Origin of the sequence: Novosphingobium sp. UBA6272, from assembly GCF_002440635.1 — a bacterium.
Lineage (GTDB): Bacteria > Pseudomonadota > Alphaproteobacteria > Sphingomonadales > Sphingomonadaceae > Novosphingobium.
This window is the reverse complement of record NZ_DJUW01000026.1, coordinates 1-24,243: the sequence shown is the minus strand read 5'-3', so window position 1 is coordinate 24,243 and position 24,243 is coordinate 1. Positions and strand designations below refer to the sequence as shown.

The following is a 24,243-nucleotide window of genomic DNA, read 5'->3' as shown; positions in this document are numbered from 1 at the left end:
AACATTCCCGTTCCGGGCCGCTCCAACGGAGTGATGCCGGCATGCTGACCCGCAAGCAGCACGAGTTGATCCGCTTCATCCAGACCCGCCTGGAAGAGAGCGGCGTTTCCCCCTCGTTCGAGGAAATGAAGGAGGCGCTCGACCTCAAGTCGAAGTCGGGCGTGCACCGTCTGATCTCTGCGCTGGAAGAGCGCGGCTTTATCCGCCGCCTGCCCAACCGGGCCCGCGCGCTCGAAGTGCTCAAGCAGCCTGAGGATGTCAGCAGCAAGGCGCCGCTGGCCAAGCCCGACAATGTCGTGCCGCTCAAGCGGCCCGAGCCGGCGCGCACGGCCCCGGCCAACGATGTGATCGAAATTCCGTTGCATGGCCGTATCGCTGCCGGTGTTCCGATCGAAGCGATGGAAACATCGGCGATGCTGCCGGTCCCTGCCGCGCTGCTCGGCTCGGGTGAGCATTACGCGCTTGAGGTTTCCGGGGACTCGATGATCGAGGCCGGAATTCTCGACGGCGACTACGCCCTGATCCGCCGCACCGACAGCGCCCGCGATGGCGAAATTGTCGTCGCGCTGGTTCGCGGCGAAGAGGCGACGCTCAAGTACCTGCGGCGCGAGAACGGCCGGGTTCGGCTCGATCCCGCGAATGCCGCCTACGAACCGCAGATCTACGATCCGCGCGAAGTGGTGGTTCAAGGCAAGCTCGCCGGCCTGCTGCGCCGCTACCACTGATCATTGACTGGATATCGGCGGGCCGCTCGTTGCGTTGACGGGCGGCCCGCTGCGTTGCGGCCGGGACGATACCGGCGGCCGCCACCAGCCATGCAACCCCTGGTCCTCTGCAACCGAGCGTACTTCACCCTTCTCCAGATCGATGGTCAGTCCGCCGGTCCGATCAAGCATGTTGCGATCAGCCTTGATCCAGCGCGGGCGGCATGAGCGCGGCAGCCAGCGCCCGGCAATCACCACGTCGGCCCGCTCGCATGCCGCCGCCAGTTCACGTTCGGCGACATAGTCGTTGCCGCGCCCGATCAGCAGCTGCCAGTCACGCCCGCCGCGCTTAAGCGAGACCGCGCAGAAGTCGACGTTACAGAGCGCGCCGGGCCAGTCATCGAGCAGCCGCATCTCGCCCGCCATCCCGGCGGTCTCGGCCAGGTTGTCGCGGGCATAGTCGCTGCGGCTCTCGCGCAGCACCAGCAGTTCGCCGGTCTCCGCGCCGGTGATCCCGACATGGCGGCCATCGCCCGAAATCAGCAGGTCCGGCGCGCGGACCTGGGACAGCAATGTCAAACCAAGCAGGGCCGGAGCGAGCCCCAGCAAGCGGACCCGCGATTGCCACAGCGCCAACCACAGCCCACCCAGCAGAAACAGGGCAAAAGCGCCCCGCCCCATCGCCGGAAGCATCGTCACAGCCCCGGGCATGGCGGCAACCCAATGCGCCAGCGCCAGCAACAGCTCGAGCGACTTGCCCGCCAGCCACCAGAACGGCGCCCCGGCACCCACCGCGTCGAACAGCAATCCCAGCGCTATCAGCGGCATCGAAGCCAATGTGGTCAGCGGGATTGCGATCACATTGGCGAGCGCTCCGTAAACCCCGGCGCGGTGGAAATGGAACAGCCCGATCGGCATCAGGGCCAGTTCGATCACAATCCCGGTCAGCAGCAGGCCACCAAGCTGACGCAGGCCTTTGCTCCACCACGGCTCCTCGCGCGGGGCATTGAAGGCCCGCATCGGGCCCGAACCATGAAGCGCAACGATCGCGATCACTGCGGCAAAGCTCATCTGAAAGCTCGGCCCGACCAGTGCCTCGGGCCAGAACAGCAGCACCACGAAGGCCGCGACCGCGACCATGCGCATCGACAGCGGCTCGCGCCCGATCGCCAGTGCCGCCAGAACCAGCACCGCCCCGATGCAGGACCGGATCGTCGGCACTTCCGCGCCGGTCAGCAAGGTGTAGCCGATCCCGGCCAGGGCCCCGGTCCCGGCGGCCAGCAGCGGCAAGCGCACCCGCAGCGCCAGCCAGGGGAACAGCGCGAGCAGGCGCAGTGCGATGAAATAGGCCGCCGCCACCACCGCGCTGACGTGCAGCCCGCTGACCGAAAGCAGGTGCGTCAGCCCCGCGTCGCGCATCGCCTCCTCGTCGGCTTGGGCAATCGCGCCGCGGTCGCCGCTGGCAAAGGCTGCGGCTATCGTTCCCGGCGAACCGGCCAGGCTGGCGCGGACATGGTTGGACAGCCGGCGTTGTAGCCCCGAAAGGGCCTTGCGCTCGCCGGGCGCGGTGACGGTGACCGGCCCCAGCACGCTCCCGGTTGCGGAAATGCCCGAAAACCAGGCTGCCCGCGCGAAGTCATAGCCTCCCGGCAACATCGGCGGGGCTGGCGGCACAAGCCGCGCCTTGAGACGCAGGGTCGCCCCGGTCTCGATCAGTGACGCATCGCGCTCGAGATCGAGGTTGACCCGCACCTTGATCGCCCGTCCGCTTTCCGGCTCGCGGGTTGCCAGAAGCAAGCGGACCCGCTGCTCGGCCGGCTGTTCCTCGCGGTCGAGCACCTTGGCCTCGATCACGCTGACCATCGGCCTGGCGATCGGATCCGCTCCGACAAGTTCCGACTTGGCCCAGACCAGCGCACAGCCTGCGGCGAGCGCGAGGGCAATGACGGCCACCGCGCGCCGCAGATAGGGAAAGCGCCCATCCGCTGCCAGAACACCAAGTGCCAGACCGCCGATTCCCAGCCCGGCGCAGATCGCACCCAACCACTGATATGGGTTCGCGAGGACGAACCAGGCGGCGATCCCGGCGGCGAAGGCCACCACGGCCCACGGCCCTTGATCGAAGCCTGATCGGGCGAGGAAATGTTCAATCCGTGCAAGGCCGCTGGACAAGTCGAAACGCTTGCGCCAAGGGCCATGTTGCAGTGCAGCGCTGTCCGGCGTATCGCTGCCCATCGGCACTTGAGGCAAGGCTTCACTGGCCATGTCCGCCAAAAGACAGGAAGGGACGATTGATGGCAAGCGTTAGCGTCATGACGGTTCCGGGCAAGGCCCGCAGCGTCGTTTCGCGTTTTGCCGTTTCGCCCGTCGGAAAGCTTGCGCAACCCCCTAGGGCCGCGCTAACCGGACAGACGACTTCCCCAGGTATGTTCGACGTATTCGCCCTGCTGGGCCGCGGTGAAAGCCATGTGCGGAATTCCGCGCCGGCGGCGGCAAGTGCGGGCAAGGTTTAGGAGGCAGGTAAGTGGGTAGCACGGCAAAACTTTCGACCGGTTCGGGCGATTTCGAATATCCGGTGGTCTCGGGCTCGGTCGGTCCCGATGTGGTCGATATCCGCAAGCTCTATGCCCAGACCGGGATGTTCACCTTCGACCCGGGCTTCACCTCGACGGCCTCGTGCGAAAGCGCGCTGACCTATATCGACGGTGACGAAGGCGTACTGCTGCACCGCGGCTATCCGATCGGCCAGTTGGCCGAAAACTCCAGCTTCATGGAAGTCAGCTATCTGCTGCTGAACGGCGAACTGCCCAGCAAGGACGAACTGGCCAAGTTCGAGACCACCATCACTCGCCACACGATGCTGCACGAGCAGCTGGCGACCTTTTATCGCGGGTTCCGGCGCGATGCTCACCCCATGGCGATCATGTGCGGTGTGGTTGGCGCGCTTTCGGCGTTCTATCACGACAGCACCGACATTGCCGATCCAGAGCACCGCAAGATCAGCAGCCACCGGCTGATCGCCAAGATGCCGACGATCGCGGCGATGGCGTACAAGTATTCGGTTGGCCAGCCCTTCGTCTATCCGGACAATTCGCTGAGCTACACCGGCAACTTCTTGCGGATGACCTTTGGCGTTCCGGCCGAAAAGTATGAAGTCAACCCGGTGGTCGAACGTGCGCTCGACCGGATTTTTATCCTCCATGCCGATCACGAGCAGAACGCGTCGACCAGCACAGTCCGCCTGGCAGGTTCTTCGGGCGCCAATCCGTTTGCCTGCATCGCGGCCGGGATTGCCTGCCTGTGGGGCCCGGCGCACGGCGGGGCCAACGAGGCCGCGCTGAACATGCTGCACGAGATCGGCACGCCTGACCGCATCCCGCACTATATCGAACGTGCCAAGGACAAGAACGATCCGTTCCGCCTGATGGGCTTCGGCCACCGCGTCTACAAGAATTACGATCCGCGCGCGACGGTGATGCAGCAGACTGTGCGTGAAGTGTTCGACGCACTGAAGGTCAGCGACCCGGTCTTCGAAGTGGCCCTTCAGCTTGAGGAAATGGCGCTCAACGATCCCTATTTCATTGAGAAGAAGCTGTTCCCCAACGTCGACTTCTACTCGGGCGTGATCCTGTCGGCGATCGGTTTCCCGACCACCATGTTCACTGTGCTGTTCGCCCTCGCCCGCACCGTCGGATGGGTCGCGCAGTGGAACGAGATGATCAGCGATCCCAACCAGAAGATCGGGCGTCCGCGCCAACTCTACACCGGCCCAACGCAGCGCGACTACGCGCCGCTCGACAAGCGCTGAGCTTCCCGCGATAGTCTCCCCTTGATAGCTTGAAGGGGAGAGCGATGGAGAGTTTCAGGAACCTGTTGCGGCTGGTCTATATGGCCCTGGCTGCGCTGATGGTTTTTGCCGGCCTGTTCTGGGCACTGCAAGGCCTTGGCATCATCATGTGGCCGGCCGACAGCTTCATGCTCGCCGATCGCGCCTGGGTGCTTTACGGCCTGATCTGGGCCAGCGGCTGGGCCGGCCTAATCTGGGTTCTGCGCGGTCGTCGGGGCTAGCGCGAGCAGGTCAGCCGGTACATCAAGGATGAAGCGCGCGCCCTGCCCGGGTGCGCTTTCAACGGTCAGATCGCCGCCCATGGCCCGGGCGAGCCGGCGGGAAATGTAAAGCCCCAGCCCCGATCCGCCGTCCTCATTGCTGCGGCCAAGCCGCTCGAACTTTTCGAAAACCTTGGCCTGCTGCTCATCGGACAAACCCGGTCCCTGATCGGCGACGATCAGCCGCGCCTTGCCGCCAGCATCTTCCAGCCTGATCCAGATTTGAGAGTTTTCCGGGGTATATCGGATCGCATTGCCGACCAGATTGAGCAGGATCTGCAGCACCCGCCGGAACTCGGCAATCGCCGGCAGGTGTTCGCCTTCCTTGGGCGCATCGATCACGATCCCGCGTTCCTGCGCCCGAACCCCGAGGATGCCGGAAGCACGGCGCGCGACATCGGCCAGATCGATACGGTCGGGCGCGGTGTTGAATTCGTCGGACTCGACCACTTCGAGGTCAGCCAGCCCTTCTATCAGGGCCAACAGGTGTTCTCCGGCCGAGGATATGTCGGCGGCATACTGGCTGTACTCGTCCGCCAGCGGTCCGGCCATCCGGGTGCGGATCGTTTCGGCATTGGCGATGATCCGCGCGATCGGTTGGCGCAGAACCGGGGCGATGTCGCGCCCGACCAATCCCGGTCCATTGTTCGGGAGAACCACGGAACCAGGCAGCGGACGCGGCTCGGCCCGCGGCAGTGGCGCTTCGGCCGTCAGGCAGAGTTCGAACCCGGTCGGATCTGCGCCAGGAACCTGCTGCGGGAACAGGCTGGCCCGCCAGCTGCGCTCGGAGCCGGGCACAGTCAGCTTCGCTCCATCCAGCAATCGCCAATGCATAGGCTGATGATGAGCGGCGCCGTCAATACTGACGAAATCTGTCCACGGTTGACCTATCCCGGCTTGCATCGCCGCGGCAAGCTCGCGCAAGTCGGTTGCATCGGCTTGAACAGCCAGCACCCCTTGTCGTTCGTCAAGCCGGGCCGTCAATTCGGCCAAAGCACGGTCAATTGCGGCGCGATGCTCTGCAATCTGTTGGGTATCTTCTGGTGGGAGTGGACTGACTTGCCAGGTCAGGACCCTAATCTCGCAACCCGCGTCGGCCAGGGGTTCGATTTCGATCCAGGCCGTGATCATCTCCCGACCATTGCTGGCTCGCATGGTGCGAGCGAGTTTCAGCCCGATGCTGCGCGATTTCTCTTCCAGTTCACGCAATGCCGGTATGGCAATTGGTCCAGGCAATACCCCGCCGCATTCATGCTGCAGGCCGAGCAGCGGCTCGACGGCGGAAACCAGACGGCCCGTCGCATCGCTGCGTCCCTGCGCGAGGTAGGGCGGCTGTTCCGTCACCTTGGCTTAGCTGCCCGGAAAGGCAGCGGACCGAGCCAGCAGGGCAGCCGCATGATCGCTACCAAGCTGCTCGAAATTCGGCGGCAGCGTAACTTCGGGGTGGAGTGAGCCAAATTGCTCTTCGATCGCTTCCGGCCGCAGTCCGCATGCCCGCAGTGCCAGCGCGAGGCGGGCCACCTGGGATTCGTTGGTCGCCAAGGTCGCCATGTCGCGATCCTGACCCGATGCAATGGCCAGGGCGCTGAGGAAGATCGCCACGCCGGCATGGCTAACCGACAAAGCAACGGTGGCTCCGCCCCCCATCCCCGTAACCAGACGAGAGATCAACCCGAGCCGGCTCCGGCTCTCATCGAATGTGCTGCGGATCTTTTGTTCGGCGGCGACTGCCTGGGCCTGGTCTTCCTCTGTATCACCTGCAACGCCGCGCAGGGAGACAAGGCCTGCATGCATCAGATCACCCGGCAGCTCGATCAAGGGCAGCTGCATCCGCCGCTGGTTCTGGACAAACCGCGCCTGCGCAGCCAGCAGCGCCATCGAACTGGCAGCGACGTTTGGCTCGCTCGATGCAATCAGCGCCTGGAGCAATGGTGAAAGCACCGGATCGAGTGCCAGACGGGCTTGCAAGCGGTGGGTCAATTGCCATTCGAGGGCAAGCGCATGGACATGCGAGAGGAAGCCGGGATGAGTCGTGAAATGCTCAACCAATGACGCAATTTTCGCGGGGTCGTGCTGACGGTCGCCCGCATCCTCGGCGGCGTCGGTATGGGCATCGAGCAATTGCCGGGCGACATCCGACATCATGCCGCGCATGGCCGCGATGATTTCGTCTCCGAATACCGAATGTTCGTCATTGGCCAGCAGATGGCGCAGGATCGGCGCGATCGTGCCGATCATCGCGTCGCCATGAGCCAATTCATCACGCAATACGGATTCAACCGAAGCGGGTCCGCCGGATTGGGCAAAAGTGTCGATCATGCCCGTGCCTTAACCCAGCTTGGTTAAGGTCGCGTTAGTCGCGATTGGCCGAGCGGAAGCAAAATTCCCGCCAGGGCGGCAAGGCTGGCCGCAATATGGATTGTGGCACTACCAAATTCCGCGGCGATCGCCACCGCCAAGGCTGCTGCCAGCACTCCGCGATCCTCAAACCAGGCCGTCCAGCGCGCGCCGGTGAGGCGCGGCAGAATACGCAGCAGCGCAACCAGCATAAATGGTGGAAACAGCCGATCGACGAAGTGCTGGCCGGCATGCATTTCGCTTCCGAAGGCTGCAAGAACAATGATGATCGTATCGAGCGGCCAACCGAACAACTCCTTACTATCCAATCCCTTGCGCCCAATCCCGGTATCAAACTCGATTCGCGCCAACATCACGGCGAACTCGCGCAGAATCCAGGCGGAGGCTGCAAACCCTAGCCCCACCAGAATCAACCCGAACCAACCCGAGCCCAGCGCGAGCAAGGCCACTACGGCCGCGGCTATTACAAGCATCCGCGCGCCGCTCCCGGCATGCAGCAGGGCCGGCCCGAAACTTCGAACCCCGGCCAGAGCGAGCCATTGCGACGGACTCAGGCTCCCTTCACCGCGGGTTCGCTGACGGATCCATTGTGGCTCGAGCGCGTGGGCCTCTGCGTCGCTGCGCACGATCGTCCAGAACTGTCCACTCTCTCCAGGCATCGGGATTGGTTTTTGCCGCACACCAGCCTGCAACGCGATCCGCAGCAGCGATGAAGCCGCATCGCAATCGGCCGGTAGGTCGGCCATCCGTTCAATCAACCGCCCCGGCAAGCGCATTGCTCCCGCCGAGGCATGGTTGAGGTCGATCCGCTCGAACCCGGCTGCGAGCCCTTGCTCGATCGGTTGGACCAGAATGGCCTGCCCTTCCTCGATCAATTCAGCAGCAGGTCCAATTGATGCGAATATGCCGTCAGCTAGCACAATGACATCATCAACCGTGGTGACCAGACCCAGCAAAGCCCGTGAATTGCCGATCACGTGGTAACTGGCTCCGGCGGCTTCAACCAGATGCTGGAGTTCAATAACTTCCGGCGAAAGCCCGGGGGCAATGCAGATCACCCGCTCGCACTTCAGGGCAAGCGCCAGCGCGGCTTGCTGGCGAGCGACCGTCAATCCACCAATGCGCAGAAACGCACGTGGCCCGGGATGGTCCGCTCCTGCCGGCTCCAACATTGTCAAAACGGCGACCCGCAGCGACTTTCTCCGCGCATATTCGGGAAAGCGCGGGTTCTAGAACACTAAGGCAAAGGTGCCAAGCCGGGTGGACTTACCCGAGCAATGCGCAGGCCTAAGCCGCTGCAAACTCGTCAAGAAACTTGCGGATTCGGCGCAATACCAAGGGATCGCCGGGCGCACCGTCCAATGCCTCGTTAGCCAGCTCTATCAGAGTTTCAGCATGAAAGGTTGCCGCAACACCCTTCAATCGCATTGCGCTCATTTGCCAGTTGCCATCACAGCGCGACCGTTTGAGTAGGTCGACCTGCCGTTCAACACTTTCGATAAATGCTTGGCGAAGCTCAAGAAAAAGCGCAGCATCTTCACCTGCCGCAGCAGCGAGAGTCGCATCGAGGGCACCTGCTTCATAAGCCATCCGGGCGCTTTAGCAGCGGAGAGTTAAACTGGGGTTTATCGCGGGTAGGAACATGGTAAACGCCTTGACCATGACCCGTGGAACACGCATCGTTTCGATCGACGCCGGGGAGCCGCAAGGTTCGCCGCAGTCTGAAACGGCCGAACTTTCGGCTGAACCGCTCGAAACTGCGATTGATGAGGTGTGGGAGGATGAGCCGGTTAGGCAGGCACGCCCATGGGGTCTGATTGTCGGCGCGGTTTTGACTGCTCTGGCAGTCTTGGGCTGGACTGGCCTGTTTGTCCTTACCAACCTCGCCGAGATGCAGGCTGGAGCCAGTCTGGCACAGGCCACGGCCTGGATTCGCGACTGGTCAGTGCCGGTACTGCTGATCGCCGTGGTTTGGCTGATCGCGATGCGCAACAGCCGGCGGGAGGCAGTCCGCTTTGGCGAAACCGCTGCTCTGCTCAGCAGCGAGTCGGCGCGGCTTGAATCCCGCCTGACTACGGTCAACCGCGAACTCAGCCTGGCTCGTGAATTCATTGCCTCACAGTCGCGCGACCTCGAAACGCTGGGTCGTGTCGCGTCGGAACGACTTTCGGAGAGCGCCGGGCAGCTTTCCTCACTGATTGCCGACAACGGCACCCGGCTCGAATCGATCCAGATGGTCAGCGCCGCCGCGCTGGACAACATGGAGAACCTGCGCGGCCATCTGCCGGTGATCGCCAGTTCGGCCAAGGATGTCAGCAATAACATTGCTACGGCGGGCAGGACGGCAAATGCCCAGATCGAGGATCTGATCACCGGCTTCAACCGGCTCAACCAGTTTGGCCAGGCGAGCGAGCGGCAAGTTCATTCGCTGCGCGACGTGGTCGATACCACGATCGCGGAATTCAATCGCCAGACCGATCAACTGGCCGAAATCACCGAGCAACGTTTTGCCGCCCTGTCCGAACGCGGGGCCGAGTTCCGGACCCAACTGGATGCACATGAGGTTGAGGCGCTCGCCGCGGTTCGCGGCCGCGCCACCACCCTTGCGGACGAACTGGAACAGGCCCGCAAGATTCTCGACGTGCAGGAAGGGGAAAGCCTCACCTCGCTGCGCGCTCGCCTGACTGCCGTTCGCGATGAAAGTGCCAGCCTGGTCCGCTCGCTGCGCGAAGGCGAAAGCAACGCCCTCGATGCCTGGAAGATTGCGATCGTCCAGCTGGAGGAAGACTTGACCGGCGCGATCGCCCGCGTCGCCGAGATCGACGACAAAGCGATGGTCTCTGCCCGCAATCGCCTCGCCGAACTGGCCCGGGAAGCTGCCGAGGTCGACAACCGCATGGCCGAGCGCGACCGCGTCTTCGCCGAAGAAATCCAACGGCGCCGTGCTGACTTTGAAGAACGGCATGGTGAGTTTGTGGCGAAACTGGCCGGTCAGCTGGCACAGCTGGATGACCAGATTGCAGAACGCCGTGCCAAGCACGAAGATCAGGGTCGTCAACTGATCAGCCAGGGCGAAACCGTCGCCAGCCAGCTTGAACAGTTGGCCCGCAAGCTCGATGATGTCGCCGAACTTGGCGGATCTGCCGAGGGCAAGGTTGCCCAGAGCCTTGGCGCGCTGGGCGAAAAGCTGGCCGCGAGCCGCGAAGCCCTACAGGGCACCGATAGCGTCATTGCGCAGCTTACCGATGGCAGCGTCCGCCTGCTCGAACTGATCCAGGCCAGTGTCCAGCATTCGAGCAAGGAACTGCCCGAAGCCATGAGCGCCAGCGAAACCAGGCTGGCTCAAATCGAGGCACGCGTTCTGGGCTTGAAGTCGGGCCTGGGTGATGCCGAAGCCAGCGGTGAGCGGGTTACCGGCCTGGTATCAAAGAGCGCCGAAGGGCTCGACCAGGCACTGCGCCGGATCGAAGCGCTCGGCACCGATGTCGAAATTGGCGGATCACGTCAGGCCCAAAGCCTTGAAGCCATGGCACAGTCGCTCGACAAGGTTCGCAGCGAAAGCCTCGCCCTGGCCGAACAGGCCCAGGGCGAACTGCGCAGCGCGATCGAGGAACTCAACCAGTCGGCCCGCGCAGCCGTTGCCGGAATCGGTACGCTAAGCGCGAGCGCGATCAGCGAGATCGCTGCCAAACTCGGCGAGGAAAGCGCCGCGGCAATCGATCAGGCGATGCGCTCGCGCACCGAAGAAGTGGCCGGCCAGCTGGAACTTGCCGCCTCCAACGCCGCCGGGGTGAGCCGCGAGGCCGCGATCCAGCTGCGCGATCAACTGGCCAAGGTCAGCGAGCTTACCAATCACCTTGAGCAGCGCGTTGCCCATGCCCGCGCCCGCGCCGAGGAACAGGTGGACAACGACTTCGCCCGCCGTGTCGCCCTGATCACCGAGAGCCTCAATTCCAACGCGATCGACATCGCCAAGGCGATGGACAGCGAAGTCACCGACACGGCCTGGGGGGCCTATCTGAAGGGCGACCGAGGCATCTTCACCCGCCGCGCCGTGCGCCTGCTCGACAATGGCGATGCCAAGGCGATTGCGCAGCTCTACGAAGACGACCGCGGCTTTGCCGATCACGTCAGCCGCTACATACACGATTTCGAGGCGATGCTGCGCCAGTTGCTGTCCACCCGCGATGGGCACGCGCTGGGCGTTACCCTGCTGTCATCCGACATGGGCAAGCTTTACGTCGCGCTGGCCCAGGCGATCGAGCGGCTGCGCAACTAGAACCAGCGCGTTACGTCGATGTCTTCAAGGGTCAACCAGCCCTGGACGTAGTTCAGGTAAAAGAGCCCGAACAGCACCAGCGAGACGACTGTGGTGCGCTTGGCAATCGTTTTGGGGCTGAAGTTGACCGGTGCGCTGCTGACCTGACCCGGCACCAGATCGGCCTGTTCATCATCGTGCGTACGCACCCCGAACGGCAGCACGAAGAACGCGCTCATTACCCAGAACAGGAAATAGATCGCCAGGGCCGAAGTCAACTTCATCTGATCAATGCTCCGCCAGGATAACCCGAACTTGCGGCTTCTTGCCCGACCAGCGGGTAGCCGCGCGCCGCGCGGCGAGCCGGGCCGCCTCGGTGATGACCTCGCGGTCATGGCGCTGACCGCCCTTGAGCTTGGCCAGGGCCGCGCTGACATCCTCGCGGGATTCGGCCACGAACTCGTCCATGTCTTCATCGAGCGGCAGACCGATCGCTTCGACGTGGACCCGTCCCTTGCCGTCAAGAACCACGATCACCAAACCGTTGGCGGCCAAACGCCGGCGCATCACAATCGCTTCGCCATCGGCGGGTGAGATGATGTCCCCGTCCAGGATCAGGCGGCCAGCCCGGACTTCACTGATCTTGCCGGGTTTACCCGGAGCAAGCCGGACCAGATCACCGTTTTCCTGAACGACGGTCTTGGCAATCCCGCAGGATTTTCCGAGCCGGGCCTGTTCCTTCATGTGTCGCATCTCGCCGTGGACCGGCAGCAGGATCTCCGGCCTGATCCAGCCATAGAGTGCTTCGAGTTCAGGGCGACCGGGGTGACCGGAAACGTGGATCGCGCTCTGTCGGTCGGTAACGATCGTAATGTCGCGAGCTGCCAGGCGGTTCTGGATCCGGCCAATCGCGATCTCGTTGCCCGGGATCTGACGACTTGAGAACAGCACCACATCGCCGGATTCCAGCGCGAGCGGATGACTGTCCTCGGCAATCCGCGACAGCGCAGCGCGGGGTTCACCCTGCCCGCCGGTGGCGACGATCAGCACCTCGCCGCGCGGGAGGCCCATCGCGGTGTCGAAGTCTACCCGCTCGGGCAGGTCGAGCAGATAACCGCAGCCCTGTGCGGCGCGGATGATCCGGTCAAGCGAGCGCCCCGCCACGCACAGTTTGCGTTTGCTGGCCTGGGCGACTTCACCCAGCGTCTGCAGCCGGGCGACGTTGGACGCGAAAGTGGTGACCACGATCCGCTTGCCCGGATGCCGGGCAACCTCGCCAAGCAGGGCGGTGCGGACCGCGCCCTCGGATCCCGAGGCCTTGGGATTGAACACGTTGGTCGAATCGCAAACCAGCGCGAGAATGCCCTCGTCGCCAATCCGGGTCAGTTCCTCGACCGTGGCGGGAACCCCCACCAGCGGCTCGTCATCGAGCTTCCAGTCGCCTGTGTGGAAGATCCGGCCATACGGCGTGTCGATCACCAGGGCATTGCCCTCGGCAATCGAATGGGCCAGCGGTACATAGCGGATGCCGAACGGGCCAAGCTCGAACCGGTCGAGGTGATCGATCACGTTGAGCGTGATTTCATGGCGGTTGCCCGCCTCTTCCAGCTTCTCGTTGATCAGCTTCGCGGTGAACGGGGTGGCATAGAGCGGAACCCCCAGTTCCTGCGCAAAATAGGGCACAGCGCCGATGTGATCTTCGTGCGCGTGGGTGAGGACAACGCCAATCAAATCCTTGCGGCGCTCCTCGATGAATTCAAGGTCGGCAAAGACCAGTTCGGTTCCGGGATATTCGTTGGCGCCGAAGGTCATGCCCAGATCGACCATCAGCCACTTGCCCTCGCAGCCATAGAGATTGACGTTCATGCCAATCTCGCCCGAGCCGCCCAGGGCGCAAAACAGCAGTTCCTTGCCGGGCTTCACGATGCATCCGAACGGTTGGCGTATAACAAGGCAATTCCTCTCAGGGTCAGGTCGGGTTCGACCCGGTCAAACAGATGGCCGTGCTGCTGGAACAGCGGGGCAAGGCCGCCCGTGGCGATAACTTTAACCGGCCGGCCAATCTCGGCCTTCATCCGCCCGATCATGCCTTCGATCATGCCGACATAGCCCCAGTAGATCCCGATCTGCATCTGACTAACGGTATCACGGCCGATCACGCTGGTGCCAGGCGGGGGTTCGATCGCAATCCGGGGCAGCATGGCCGCGGCGTTGTAGAGCGCGTCGAGCGAAAGGCTGACCCCGGTAGCGATCGAACCGCCAAGGTAAGCGCCATCCGCGCCGATATGGTCGAATGTGGTGGCGGTTCCAAACGAAATCACGATCTTGTCGCCCGGCTCGAGCGCCTGGGCCGCGATCGCATTGACCGCGCGGTCTGCACCCAGCGCGCGCGGTTCGTCGACCTTCAGCGCGATGCCCCATTCGACCGGGGCGCGACCGCCGATCAACGCATCGACGCCGAAGTACTTCTGCGCCAGTTCCTGGAGGTTGTGCAGCGCGCGCGGAACCACCGAGGCGATCACCACCGCGGTCACATCATCGCGCGAAAAGCCCTCCATCTGGAGCAGTTGGTTGAGCCAGACGGCATATTCGTCCGCGGTCCGCTTGATATCGGTCGCCAGGCGCCAGCGCTGCACAATGTCGCCCGCCGAATTGACCAGCGCGAATTTCACATTGGTATTGCCGTTGTCGATCGCGAGCAGCATGGCCCCGTTTCCTTATTCGGCGAGACGCACTTCGCCAGCGTGGACTGTCCGCGTCGTGCCGTCCGCAAGCCGCAGTTGCAAGGCCCCATCGGCAGTCAGCCCGGCAAATCGTCCCTCCAGCGGAGTTTCGCCCGGTTCTCCAACAGCCAGGGCTGTGCCGATGGGATGCGCAGCGGCTTGCCAGCGGCGGACCAGCGGGTCGAGCCCGAAGCTGCGCCAACGCTCAAGCTCGATATCGAACTGCCGAGCCAGGCTCTGGGCAAAATGGTCGCGATCAGGCGCCGGACCAAGGGCCGACAGCGCGATGGTTTCCCGCCCTTCGACCTGCGGCGCCTGGGCCAAGTTGGTGCCGATTCCGACGATCACCGCATCGCCGACCCGTTCCAGCAGTATCCCCGCAAGTTTGGCCGAGCCAATCATCAGATCGTTCGGCCATTTGAGCAGCACGGTTGATGGCGGTGGAACCAGCGGTGCAACGACCTCGTGCAGCGCCAACCCGGCCAGTAGTGCGAGGCTGGCAGGCGGGGGATCGCTCGAACCGGGACGCACCACGGTGGAACCCATGAAGTTGCCGTGACCATCAAACCAGGCCCGGCCCTGTCGGCCCTTCCCGGCGGTCTGGCGATCGGCGACCAGCCAATCCCCCTCGGCTACGCGGTCCGCGGCAAGCAGCCGCGCGGCAAGATCGGCGTTGGTCGAGCCGGTTTCGAGAACCGTGCGGATCAAGTCGCGGCGAACAGCACGCCAGCGGCGATCGCGGCCAGGGCGCCAAGGCCCTTGGTCAGCAGCCAACCCAGCGGCGAGATGAACAGCGCCGAGACCGCCAGCAGCCAGTCATGCACCATGTCGCTGTGCCCGGTGGCCTTGCCGGCCGGTTCATCGAAATACATGACCTTGACGATCTTGAGGTAGTAGAACGCCCCGATCACGCTGCCCAGCGCAGCGATCAGTGCCAGCGGTAGCAGTCCGGCGGCGACCGCAGCCTGGAACACCACGAACTTGCCCCAGAACCCGAAGAAGAACGGGATCCCTGCCATCGAGAACATCACCGACCCGAGACCCAGGGCGATCAGCGGACGCGTGCTCGACAGGCCGGCCAGGTCGGAAATGGCTTCCAGCTGGTGACCGCTCTCATCGCGCAGCATCAGGACGGCAACGAAGCCGCCAATGGTCATCGGCACGTAGATCGCCAGATAGACCAGCATCGCCGCAACGCCTTCCGAACTGGCGGCAGCGAGGCCCACCAGCATGAAGCCAACGTTGTTGATCGACGAGTAGGCCAGCAGCCGCTTGATGTTCTTCTGCCCGATCGCGCCGAGCGCGCCGACGACGATAGAAGCCAGCGCGGCAAAGCCGACGATCTGCTGCCAGGCGGCAGTCTGCCCCCCGAAAGCTTCGATCGTAACCCGGATCGTCAGCGCCAATGCGGCAACCTTGGGAGCCGACGCGAAGAAGGTCGTCACCGGGGTCGGCGCGCCTTCGTAAACGTCCGGGGTCCACATGTGGAACGGCACGGCGCTGATCTTGAAGGCGAGGCCCGCCAGCATGAAGGTCAGCCCGAACAACGCGCCCTTTGACAGGCCCGCGTTGGTGACCGCGGCGATGCCGGCGTAGCTGACCGTGCCGGTGAAGCCGTAAGTCAGGCTCATCCCGAACAGCAGGATCCCGCTGGCCAGTGCACCCAGCACGAAATACTTGAGGCCAGCCTCGGCCGAGCGCTCATCGGCTTTGAGGAAGGCGGCCAGCACATAGGCCGCCAGCGAGTTGAGCTCGAGCCCGACATAAAGCGTCAGCAGGTTGGTCGATGAGACCATCAGGCACATACCCAGCACGGCAAACAGCACCAGCACGGGGAATTCCGCACGATAGCCCCCGTGCCGTTCAAAGAACGCCGGCGCGACCAGCAGCGAGGCGCCCGCAGCGGCAAAGATCAGCAGCTTGGCAAAGGCGGCAAAGGCATCGGCCGAAAACAGCCCGCCAAAGGCCAGCGCCGCTTCTCCGCCAATTCCCTGGCACAGCGTCGGCGCGACCATCGCGGCGGCCCCCGCCAGAACCAGCACAGCCAGCCAATTGACCGCCCGCGCATCCTTGGCGGTCTGCCCCCAGGCCGAGGCCAGCAACAGGACCAGGCCCGAAATGCTCAGCAATTCTTCCGGCGCGGCAAGGCGCAGTGACTGCATCCAGTCCATCAGTGCGCCCCCCCTTCATGGGCTGTCTCTTCGTGGGGCTTGGGCGCCCCCATCGTCAATTTGGCATCGCTTTCCGGTTTGGCCCGGGCGAGCCGCGCATCGAGCGCAGCGATATCGTTGCGCATCGGGGCGAGGAAGCTTTCGGGATAGACCCCCATCCACAGCACCGCTGCGGCAATCGGCCCGAGCATCAGCCACTCGCGCACCGAAAGATCGGGCATCGCGGCGGCATCGGCGTTCTTCTGCTCTCCGAATACCACGCGGCGATAGAGGTAGAGCATATAGGCCGCGCCGAGGATGATCCCGGTGGTGGCGATGAAGGCTACCCAGCTGGAGACCTGATAGATCCCGGACAGGCTGAGGAACTCACCCACAAAGCCGCTGGTGCCGGGCAGTCCGATCGAGGCCATGGTGAACAGCATGAACAGCAGCGCGTACTTGGGCATGTTGATCGCCAGACCGCCGTAGCGGTCGATCTCGCGAGTGTGCAGCCGGTCATAGATAACGCCGACGCAAAGGAACAGCGCGCCCGAGACCAGACCGTGGCTGAGCATCACAACCATCGAGCCTTCGAGACCCTGAACGTTGAACGAGAACAGCCCGATCGTGACGATCGCCATGTGCGCGACCGAGGAATAGGCGATCAGCTTCTTCATGTCGTGCTGGACCAGCGCGATAAGCGAAGTGACCACCACCGCGATCATCGACAGCCAGAAGATCAGCCAGGCATAATGCGCGGAAGCTTCGGGGAACATCGGCAGCGAGAAACGGATGAAGCCGTAACCGCCCATCTTGAGCAGCACCCCGGCGAGGATCACCGAGCCCGCGGTCGGTGCCTGAACGTGAGCATCGGGCAACCAGGTGTGGACCGGCCACATCGGCATTTTCACCGCAAAGCTGGCGAAGAAGGCCAGCCACAGCAGCTTCTGCGCATCGACCGGGAAATCGTACTGCATCAGCGTGGGGATATCGGTGGTCCCGGCCTGCTGCGCCATCCAGATCATCGCGATCAGCATCACGATCGAACCGAGCAGGGTGTAGAGGAAGAACTTGTAGCTGGCGTAAATCCGCTCCGCCCCGCCCCAGATGCCGATGATCAGGTACATCGGGATCAGCCCGGCTTCGAAAAAGATGTAGAACAGGTAGAGGTCCTGCGCGGCGAATACGCCGATCATCAGCACTTCCATCAGCAGGAAGGCAGCCATGTATTCGCCGACGCGCTTTTCGATCGATTGGCTGGCGAGGATGCAGATCGGCATCAGGAACACCGACAGCATGATCAGGGTCAGCGCGATCCCGTCGATCCCGAGCTTCCAGGCAAAGCCCGCGAACAGCGCGTGGCTTTCCTGAAATTGCCACTGCGCGCCGCCAACGTCGAACTTCATCCACAAGACGATGCCGAGTGCAAAATCAATCAGCGTGGCTGCCAAGGCAACGGTTCGCGCGGTCTGACTGGATACCACCAGGCAGACGATGCCCGCCACCAGCGGCACCAGCAGCATCAGCGAAAGGATGGGAAGATCGGTCATATCAGTGCACCAGAACCCAGCTGATTGCCGCGGTGAGGCCAAGCAGCATCACCAGCGCGTAGGAATAGAGGAAACCGGTCTGGAGCTTCGCGGCGACCCGGCTGCCCTGCAGCACCGCCCAGGCCGAGCCGTTGGGGCCGAACCGGTCGATCAGGCCGATGTCGCCCAGCTTCCAGAACTTGTCTCCCAGCCAGAAAGCGGGACGGACGAAGATCCGGTCGTACAGCTCGTCGAAGAACCATTTGTTGTAGACGAAGGTGTGGATCGGCTTGATCGCCGCTACCAGCTTGGCCGGGAAACCGGGGTTCCTGATATAGCCGTACCAGGCAATCGCCAGACCGGTCAGCATGACCGCAAACGGAGCCCACTTCACCCAGGTCGGCACTTCGTGCATGTGGTGGATCAGCTCTTCACCAAAGGCGACGCTGCCGAGCCAGAAATGGCCGCTTCCTTCACTGATGAACTGGTGGTGGAAGGCAATCCCGGCAAACACCGCGCCGAACGACAGCACAGCCAGCGGGATCAACATGTTGATCGGGCTTTCGTGCGGGTGATAGCCGGCCGTGCCGTCATCGCTGTGGGCGTGATGATCATGGCCGTGGTGATCGTCATGCACCGCATGCTGGATGTGCTCCGACTGGTCCCAGCGCGGCTTTCCGAAGAAGGTCAGGAAGACCAGGCGCCAGGAATAGAAGCTGGTCAGCAGCGCGGCGAGCAGCCCCATCCAGAACCCGAACATGCCGATCGAGGTATGCGCGCCGAAGGCCGCTTCGAGGATCGCGTCCTTCGAATAGAACCCGGCGAACCCGAAGAGGCCGACGATCCCGACCCCGGTGATCGCCAGGGTGCCCATAGTCATCGCCCAGAAGGTCAGCGGGATGTGTTTGCGCAGGCCGCCATAGAACCGCATGTCCTGTTCATGGTGCATCGCGTGGATCACGCTGCCCGCGCCGAGGAACAGCAGCGCCTTGAAGAAGGCGTGGGTGAACAGGTGGAACATCGCCGCGCCCGGTGCTCCGACGCCTGCTGCGACGAACATGTAGCCAAGCTGCGAGCAGGTCGAATAGGCGATTACCCGCTTGATGTCCCACTGGGTGGTGCCGATCGTCGCGGCGAAGAACAGCGTTGCCGCGCCGACGGCGGTGACGACGCCCATCGCTACGGGGCTGGTCTCGAACATCGGAGAAAGCCGGCAGACCATGAACACCCCGGCGGTGACCATCGTCGCGGCGTGGATCAGCGCCGAGACCGGGGTCGGCCCTTCCATCGCGTCGGGAAGCCAGGTGTGCAGCCCAAGCTGGGCAGATTTGCCCATCGCGCCGATGAACAGCAGGATGCACAGGATCGTCATCGTATCCCACTGCATGCCGAGGAAGCCGATGGTCGATCCGGCCATGCCCGGCGCGCGGACCAGGATTTCGGGGATCGAGACGGTATTGAATACCAGAAAGGTCCCGAAGATCCCCAGCATGAAGCCAAGGTCGCCGACGCGGTTGACCACGAAGGCCTTGATCGCGGCGGCGCTGGCGCTGGGTTTGCGGAACCAGAACCCGATCAGCAGGTACGAGGCGAGGCCTACACCTTCCCAACCGAAGAACATCTGGACCAGATTGTCGGCCGTCACCAGCATCAGCATCGCGAAAGTGAACAGGCTGAGGTAGGCGAAAAACCGCGGCTGATCCGGGTCTTCGGCCATGTAGCCCCACGAATAGAGGTGGACCAGCGCCGAAACGGTGGTGACCACCACCAGCATGATCGCGGTCAGCGTATCGACTCGCAGCGCCCAGTCGAAGGTCAGGCTGCCCGACTGGACCCAGTGCAACACCTGCACAACCTGCGGCTCGGCATGGCCACCGACAAAGCTGATGAAGATTGGCCAGGACAGGCCGCAGGCGATGAACAGCGCCCCTGTGGTGATCGCCTTGACCACCGTGTTGCCGAGCGCACGGTTGCCCAGCCCGCCAATGATCGCGGCCAGCAGCGGCAGAAAGACGATAAGGAGGATCGGTTGCACTTGGTCCTTACCCCTTCATGTGGCTGACATCGTCAACCGCGATGGTGCCGCGGTCGCGGAAATAGATGACGAGGATCGCCAGGCCGACCGCAGCTTCGCCCGCCGCCACGGTCAGCACGAACATCGCGAAGACCTGCCCCGTGAGATCGCCGAGGAAGCTGGAGAAGGCGACCAGATTGATGTTTACCGACAGCAGGATCAGCTCGATCGCCATCAGGATGATGATCACGTTCTTGCGGTTGAGGAAGATCCCCAGCACGCCCAGCACGAACAGGATCGAGCTGACCACCACATAGTGTTCGATGCCGATGCTCACAGCGAGACCCCCTTGCCGACTTCGGGCTTGACGTTGACCGTGGCATCCTGCGGACGGCGCGCGTTCTGGCGCGGGACGCTTTGCGGGCGAACCCCGGCGCGCTTGCGGTGCGTCAGCACCACGGCGCCGACCAGCGCGACCAGCAGCAGGATCCCGGCCGCTTCGAACAGGAACAGGTACTTGCCGTAAAGCAGCATCCCGATCGCCTTGATGTTGCTCATATCGGCGGGAACAGCGGCCGAGCCATCGGCGGTGCCAAGCACGATTCCGCCCTGCCCAACCGCGCCAAGGCCGATCACAATCTCGGCCAGCAGGACCAGCGCGACCGCGATCCCCAGCGGGAAGTTGCGGACGAATCCGGCGCGCAGTTCGGCGAAATCGATGTTGAGCATCATCACCACGAACAGGAACAGCACCGCGACCGCGCCGACGTAGACGATTACCAGCAGCATCGCGATGAACTCCGCGCCCAGCAGGACCATCAGCCCGGCAGCGTTGAAGAACGCCATGATCAGCCACAGCACCGAATGAACCGGGTTGCGTGCCAGGATCGTCAGCGCGCCAGCCAGAATGGTCAGGCCCGCGAACAGGTAGAAGGCAAGAGCCGTAATCATTGCGCGCGCCCCCTAGCGATACGGCGCATCGGCTTCAAGGTTCGCGGCCAGAGCCCGCTCCCACTTGTCCCCGTTCGCCAGCAGCTTGGCCTTGTCGTAAAACAGTTCCTGCCGCGTCTCCGTGGCATACTCGAAGTTCGGCCCCTCGACGATCGCATCGACCGGGCAAGCCTCCTGGCAAAAGCCGCAGAAGATGCACTTGGTCATGTCAATGTCATAGCGCGTGGTGCGGCGGCTGCCGTCGTCGCGCGGCTCGGCCTCGATCGTGATTGCCTGCGCCGGGCAGACCGCCTCGCACAGCTTGCAGGCAATGCAGCGTTCCTCGCCGTTGGGATAACGCCGCAGCGCATGTTCACCGCGAAAACGGGGCGACAGCGGGTTCTTCTCGAACGGATAATTGATCGTGGCCTTGGGCTTGAAGAAGTACTGCAAGGTCAGCCAGTGCGCCTTGACGAACTCCCACAGGGTGAAGCTCTTGATGAGCTGTGCGACGGTCATATGCCGTTCCTCATAAACATAAGCCAACCGCTGACGAGCACGACGAACAGCAGCGAAACCGGCAGGAACACCTTCCAGCCCAGGCGCATCAGCTGGTCATAGCGATAGCGCGGGACGGTCGCCTTGACCCAGCTGAAGATGAAGAAGAACACGAAGATCTTGATGAACAGCCACAGCCAGCCCGGGATCCAATAGAGCGGCGCCCAGTCGACCGGGGGCAGCCACCCGCCCCAGAACAGCGTCGCGTTGAGCGCGCACATCAGCAGAACGTTGGCATATTCGCCGAGCCAGTAGAGCGCGAAGCTCATCGAGGAATATTCGGTCTGGTACCCGGCAACGAGCTCGCTTTCGGCCTCGGTCAGGTCGAACGGCGCGCGCTGGGTTTCGGCCATGCCGCTGATCAGGAACATCACCGCCATCGGGAACAGCAGCGGGTTGAAGCCATAGCCGTTGAGGAAACCAAGGATGTGTGCCTTCTGGCCCATCACGATGCCGTTCATGTTGAAGGTGCCGGCGTAGATCACCACGCAGATCAGGATGAACCCGATCGAGACTTCGTACGAAATCATCTGCGCCGAGGCGCGCATCGCCGAGAAGAACGGATACTTCGAATTCGACGACCAGCCCGCGATAATGGTGCCGTAAACGCCAAGCGAGGAGATCGCGAGGACATAGAGCAGCCCGACGTTGATATCGGCCAGGATCGCGCCCGAATTGATCGGGATCACCGCCCAGGCCATCAAGGCCACGGTAAAGGTGATGATCGGCGCAAGCAGGAACAGCGCCTTGCTCGAGGCCGAAGGAATGATGGTTTCCTGCAGGAACACCTTCAAGCCGTCGGCAAAGCTCTGCAACAGGCCGAGCGGCCCCACCACGTTGGGCCCGCGCCGCAGCGCCATCGCCGCCCAGATCTTGCGGTCGACATAGATGATCATCGCCACGCTGAGCATCAGCGGCAACGCGATCAGCAGGATTCCTGCGATCGTGGCGATGAACCACGACCATTCAAAGGACAGGCCGAAGGATTGGAAGAGCTGGGTCACAGACTCCACCCCCTATTTTCGTCACCCTGAACTTTTTTCAGGGTCCAGTTCTCCCCACGACCGAAGCGCGAAGCCGCAAGCAAACCGAGAGGCGGGTTTCCTCTCCGGCTAGCTCCGCCCTTGCGGCCCGATGGACCCTGAAACAAGTTCAGGGTGACGGGGCTGGTGACGTTGTTAGGGTGGGAGAACATCATTCCGCCGCCTCCGCAAAGCTTTCCCCGTGGAGCAGTTCGGCCGAGCAGCGCTGCATCGTCACGCTGGCGCGGGCGATCGGGTTGGTGAGGTAGAAGTCCTTGATCGGATAGGCTTCGATGGTGCCCTTCGCTCCGGCCTTGCCCTTGGGGAGCGCGCCGTAATCGGCCAGACCTTCGTGGCCGAGCGCCGGAACTGCCGCGGCCATCGCGGCGCGGAGCTGGTCGAAGCTGTCGAAGCCGACCGAGACGCCCAGGCTGTCGGCCATGGCGCGCAGGATCGTCCAGTCTTCACGGGCATCGCCGGGAGCGAAGACCGCCTTGTCGGCCAGCTGGACCCGGCCTTCGGTGTTCACATAGGTGCCGGGCTTTTCGGTGTAGGCTGCGGCCGGCAGGATGACGTCCGCGGCATGCGCGCCCTTGTCGCCGTGGTGGCCGATATAGACGATCATCGATCCGGCGAACTTGGCGTAGTCAACCTCGTCCGCGCCGAGCGAAATCAGCATCTTGGGCTTGGCCGCGACCAGATCGGCGATGCCGCCCTTCTGGGCATAGCCGAGCATCAGCCCGCCCATGCGGGCGGCCGCCATGTGGAGCGCGTTGAAGCCGTTCCAATCGTCGCGGACCAGCTTGTACTTGGTCGCCAGCGCCAGACAGGCATCGAGCGCACCTTTGCCAAGGGCTGCCCCGCCCAGGATCAGTGCTGGACGCTGGGCATCCTTGAACGCGGCATCGGCGGCAGCGGGAAGCTTGTCCAGCACGGCCAGTTCGTTGCCGAAATTGGTGACCGGATAGGTCGCGTCCCATTGCGGACCGACCACGAAGACTTTGGCCCCGCGCTTGGCCGCCTTGCGCAGCCGGGCGTTGACCAGCGGTGCTTCCCAGCGGATCTGGCTGCCGACGATCAGGATCGCGTCAGCTTCCTCGATCCCGGCCAGGCCGGAATTGAAGTTCACCGCCGCGAGGTTCGAGCAATCGTAGTCGAGCCCGGTCTGGCGACCTTCGAGCAGGCTGGAACCGAGCGCCCCGGCCAGCGCCTTGGCGGCAAACATCGTTTCGCAATCGACCAGATCGCCCGCGACAACCGCCACCGACTTGCCCGGGTTGATCTTGCCGATCGCAGCAAAGGCATCAGCCCAGCTGACCGCCTCCAGCTTGCCGTCGCGGCGCAGGTAGGGCTTGTCGAGCCGGCGCAGCGCCAGGCCATCGACCTGGAAGCGGCCCTTGTCGCTCAGCCACTCTTCGTTGACGTCGTCATTGACCCGCGGCAGCACGCGCATCACTTCGCGGCCACGGCTGTCGACCCGGATATTGGCGCCGACCGCGTCGGAAACGTCGATCGACAGCGTCTTCTTGAGCTCCCACGGCCGCGCTTCGAAGGCATAGGGCCGCGAGGTCAGCGCGCCGACCGGGCAGAGGTCGATCACATTGGCCGAAAGCTCGTGCGCCGAAGCCCGTTCCAGATATGTGGTGATCTGCATATTCTCGCCGCGATAGAGCGCGCCGATTTCATCCACGCCCGCGATCTCCTCGCTGAAGCGGACGCAGCGGGTGCACTGGATGCAGCGGGTCATCACCGTCTTGATCAGCGGCCCCATGTACTTCTCGGTCACCGCGCGCTTGTGCTCGTGATAGCGCGAGGCGCCGCGGCCATAGGCGACCGACTGGTCCTGCAGGTCGCATTCGCCGCCCTGGTCGCAGATCGGGCAATCGAGCG

The 24,243-nt window shown here is 63.5% G+C and carries 23 protein-coding genes; 6 read left to right on the top strand and 17 right to left on the bottom strand.

Annotated elements, in window-relative coordinates; translation table 11 throughout:
• Positions 1-41 precede the first annotated feature (41 nt).
• Complete coding sequence (gene lexA, locus B2V17_RS11465) at positions 42-725, top strand: transcriptional repressor LexA (RefSeq protein WP_292997766.1); 684 nt, start codon at positions 42-44, stop codon at positions 723-725.
• Here the strand turns inward: lexA and B2V17_RS11460 are convergent, their stop codons facing one another.
• A complete protein-coding gene (locus B2V17_RS11460) occupies positions 726-2,969 on the bottom strand; it encodes a ComEC/Rec2 family competence protein (RefSeq protein WP_292997764.1) in 2,244 nt (747 codons plus the stop codon). It abuts the gene before it with no gap.
• 29 nt (positions 2,970-2,998) lie between these two features.
• On the opposite strand from B2V17_RS11460, the gene B2V17_RS11455 reads away from it, so the two are divergent.
• From B2V17_RS11455 to B2V17_RS11445, 3 genes are read left to right on the top strand one after another with little or no spacing between them, the layout of a single operon-like run.
• Positions 2,999-3,217, top strand: coding sequence for a hypothetical protein (locus B2V17_RS11455; protein ID WP_414690804.1), 219 nt, complete (start codon positions 2,999-3,001; stop codon positions 3,215-3,217).
• A gap of 11 nt (positions 3,218-3,228) precedes the next feature.
• A complete protein-coding gene (locus B2V17_RS11450) occupies positions 3,229-4,512 on the top strand; it encodes a citrate synthase (protein WP_292997762.1) in 1,284 nt (427 codons plus the stop codon).
• A 44-nt stretch (positions 4,513-4,556) separates the two neighbouring features.
• Positions 4,557-4,772 carry a hypothetical protein gene (locus tag B2V17_RS11445; protein WP_292997760.1) on the top strand — a complete coding sequence of 72 codons (216 nt, stop codon included), beginning with the start codon at positions 4,557-4,559 and terminating at the stop codon, positions 4,770-4,772.
• Here B2V17_RS11445 and B2V17_RS16535 read toward each other — a convergent pair.
• Positions 4,740-5,633, bottom strand: a complete 894-nt coding sequence (locus B2V17_RS16535; RefSeq protein ID WP_349679978.1) for a HAMP domain-containing sensor histidine kinase — start codon at positions 5,631-5,633, stop codon at positions 4,740-4,742. The genes B2V17_RS11445 and B2V17_RS16535 overlap by 33 nt on opposite strands.
• Positions 5,634-5,651: 18 nt before the next feature.
• Between B2V17_RS16535 and B2V17_RS16530 the strand changes: the two genes are divergently transcribed.
• Positions 5,652-6,263, top strand: a complete 612-nt coding sequence (locus tag B2V17_RS16530; protein ID WP_349679977.1) for a hypothetical protein — start codon at positions 5,652-5,654, stop codon at positions 6,261-6,263.
• Here B2V17_RS16530 and B2V17_RS11435 read toward each other — a convergent pair.
• The 3 genes from B2V17_RS11435 to B2V17_RS11425 form a co-directional block, all read right to left on the bottom strand.
• Positions 6,162-7,130, bottom strand: coding sequence for a hypothetical protein (locus B2V17_RS11435; protein WP_292997757.1), 969 nt, complete (start codon positions 7,128-7,130; stop codon positions 6,162-6,164). The genes B2V17_RS16530 and B2V17_RS11435 overlap by 102 nt on opposite strands.
• Positions 7,131-7,153: 23 nt before the next feature.
• Complete coding sequence (locus B2V17_RS11430; RefSeq protein WP_292997756.1) at positions 7,154-8,227, bottom strand: hypothetical protein; 1,074 nt, start codon at positions 8,225-8,227, stop codon at positions 7,154-7,156.
• A 229-nt stretch (positions 8,228-8,456) separates the two neighbouring features.
• Positions 8,457-8,759 carry an Hpt domain-containing protein gene (locus B2V17_RS11425; protein WP_292997755.1) on the bottom strand — a complete coding sequence of 101 codons (303 nt, stop codon included), beginning with the start codon at positions 8,757-8,759 and terminating at the stop codon, positions 8,457-8,459.
• A gap of 70 nt (positions 8,760-8,829) precedes the next feature.
• Between B2V17_RS11425 and B2V17_RS11420 the strand changes: the two genes are divergently transcribed.
• The gene (locus tag B2V17_RS11420; RefSeq protein ID WP_292997753.1) at positions 8,830-11,448 is read left to right on the top strand and encodes an ATPase; all 2,619 of its coding nucleotides are present in this window, start codon (positions 8,830-8,832) and stop codon (positions 11,446-11,448) included.
• Here the strand turns inward: B2V17_RS11420 and B2V17_RS11415 are convergent.
• From B2V17_RS11415 to nuoG, 12 genes are all read right to left on the bottom strand, one after another.
• Complete coding sequence (locus B2V17_RS11415; protein WP_292997751.1) at positions 11,445-11,711, bottom strand: DUF1467 family protein; 267 nt, start codon at positions 11,709-11,711, stop codon at positions 11,445-11,447. The two genes, B2V17_RS11420 and B2V17_RS11415, sit on opposite strands and share 4 nt — an antisense overlap.
• Positions 11,712-11,715: 4 nt before the next feature.
• Positions 11,716-13,350: a ribonuclease J gene (locus B2V17_RS11410; RefSeq protein ID WP_292997749.1), complete on the bottom strand. Its 1,635-nt coding sequence runs from the start codon at positions 13,348-13,350 to the stop codon at positions 11,716-11,718.
• On the bottom strand, positions 13,347-14,132 hold the full coding sequence (locus B2V17_RS11405; protein WP_292997747.1) for a type III pantothenate kinase: 786 nt from the start codon (positions 14,130-14,132) through the stop codon (positions 13,347-13,349). Before B2V17_RS11405 ends, B2V17_RS11410 begins: the two co-directional genes overlap by 4 nt.
• Before the next feature lie 12 nt (positions 14,133-14,144).
• A complete protein-coding gene (locus B2V17_RS11400; protein ID WP_292997745.1) occupies positions 14,145-14,858 on the bottom strand; it encodes a biotin--[acetyl-CoA-carboxylase] ligase in 714 nt (237 codons plus the stop codon).
• Complete coding sequence (gene nuoN, locus B2V17_RS11395; RefSeq protein WP_292997743.1) at positions 14,855-16,321, bottom strand: NADH-quinone oxidoreductase subunit NuoN; 1,467 nt, start codon at positions 16,319-16,321, stop codon at positions 14,855-14,857. Before nuoN ends, B2V17_RS11400 begins: the two co-directional genes overlap by 4 nt.
• The gene (locus tag B2V17_RS11390; RefSeq protein ID WP_292997741.1) at positions 16,321-17,850 is read right to left on the bottom strand and encodes an NADH-quinone oxidoreductase subunit M; all 1,530 of its coding nucleotides are present in this window, start codon (positions 17,848-17,850) and stop codon (positions 16,321-16,323) included. The genes nuoN and B2V17_RS11390 overlap by 1 nt, the downstream gene beginning before the upstream one ends.
• A gap of 1 nt (position 17,851) precedes the next feature.
• Entirely contained in the window at positions 17,852-19,864 is a 2,013-nt protein-coding gene (gene nuoL / locus B2V17_RS11385; protein ID WP_292997739.1) for an NADH-quinone oxidoreductase subunit L, read from the bottom strand.
• A gap of 7 nt (positions 19,865-19,871) precedes the next feature.
• The gene (gene nuoK, locus B2V17_RS11380; RefSeq protein ID WP_292997737.1) at positions 19,872-20,180 is read right to left on the bottom strand and encodes an NADH-quinone oxidoreductase subunit NuoK; all 309 of its coding nucleotides are present in this window, start codon (positions 20,178-20,180) and stop codon (positions 19,872-19,874) included.
• Positions 20,177-20,794 carry an NADH-quinone oxidoreductase subunit J gene (locus tag B2V17_RS11375; RefSeq protein ID WP_292997735.1) on the bottom strand — a complete coding sequence of 206 codons (618 nt, stop codon included), beginning with the start codon at positions 20,792-20,794 and terminating at the stop codon, positions 20,177-20,179. The genes nuoK and B2V17_RS11375 overlap by 4 nt, the downstream gene beginning before the upstream one ends.
• Before the next feature lie 12 nt (positions 20,795-20,806).
• Positions 20,807-21,292 carry an NADH-quinone oxidoreductase subunit NuoI gene (gene nuoI, locus B2V17_RS11370; protein WP_292997733.1) on the bottom strand — a complete coding sequence of 162 codons (486 nt, stop codon included), beginning with the start codon at positions 21,290-21,292 and terminating at the stop codon, positions 20,807-20,809.
• Positions 21,289-22,335 (bottom strand): NADH-quinone oxidoreductase subunit NuoH, encoded by a 1,047-nt coding sequence (gene nuoH / locus B2V17_RS11365; RefSeq protein ID WP_292997731.1) that lies wholly within the window; start codon positions 22,333-22,335, stop codon positions 21,289-21,291. Before nuoH ends, nuoI begins: the two co-directional genes overlap by 4 nt.
• A gap of 190 nt (positions 22,336-22,525) precedes the next feature.
• Positions 22,526-24,243: NADH-quinone oxidoreductase subunit NuoG (nuoG, locus tag B2V17_RS11360; RefSeq protein WP_292997729.1), on the bottom strand; the 1,718-nt coding region annotated here is incomplete at its 5' end.